Genomic DNA, 807 nt, shown 5'->3' on the forward strand with positions numbered 1-807 from the left:
CCCCCGGCCCCGCCCGGCGGGCCGGGGGGGGCGGGGGGGGGGGGCGGGGGGGGCGGGCCGCCCCCCCCCCCCCCACGGATCATGGGCCGGACTCTAGGGAGGCCCTGCCCAAAGCCACGAAATGGGTTTCAAATATTGAAACTGCGATTCACTGGCTTCGGCCGCCCCCTGGAAGATCCGCCCATGCGCAAACCCCGCCCCCTCGTGCAGGTGAACGACCAGCAGGACCTGCGGCGCGTCCGCGAGGAAGACCCGTACTTCTCTGGCACGCTGGCCAAGGGCTTGCTGATCCTGCGCTGCTTCGTGGCCGACCCGCGGGCCCACGCCAACAGCGAGCTGGCCGAGCGGCTGGGCCTGCCGCGACCCACCGTGTCGCGCCTGTGCGGCACGCTGCAGGCACTCGGCTTCCTGGACCACGACGAGCGGCTGGACCGCTACTTCATCGGCCCCGCGGCGGTGACGCTCGGCTACCCCTACGTCATCCACACGCCGATGCTGGGCCTGATACGCCCCGCCATGCAGGCCCTGGCCGACCGCCTGGAAGGCGCCGTGTCCGTTGGCGTGACGATGGACCTAGCCCGGATATTTCACGAGCGGCGCACTGTATGAGCTTTTTGCCGTGAATGACCTGTTCTGGCGACTTTCAGGCAGACGACCGGGCTGATTGATGCGCTGGCAAGGGTCAATCTCTCGCACTTGGGCGCAGTTCCCCCTTCCCCGGCTTGGGATGCGGGCCGCTTTGGTGTCAACGCGCGGGCCAGGCACTGGATGGGGTTCTATGGGCTGAGCGCTCGCGCAGCCGCGAGG

General features: G+C 69.6%; 1 protein-coding gene. It reads left to right on the forward strand.

Annotation, left to right across the window (positions count from 1 at the left end; translation table 11 throughout):
• The first annotated feature begins 183 nt into the window (after positions 1–183).
• Positions 184–609, forward strand: coding sequence for an IclR family transcriptional regulator (locus ACE3T5_RS15910; protein ID WP_374669059.1), 426 nt, complete (start codon positions 184–186; stop codon positions 607–609).
• Positions 610–807: the final 198 nt, after the last annotated feature.

This window comes from Ramlibacter sp. (genome assembly GCF_041916345.1).
Lineage (GTDB): Bacteria > Pseudomonadota > Gammaproteobacteria > Burkholderiales > Burkholderiaceae_C > Ramlibacter.

Excerpts from the sequence above, each read along its gene's own strand:
- ACE3T5_RS15910 (WP_374669059.1), top strand. The coding sequence starts at position 184 with ATGCGCAAACCCCGCCCCCTCGTGCAGGTGAACGACCAGCAGGACCTG.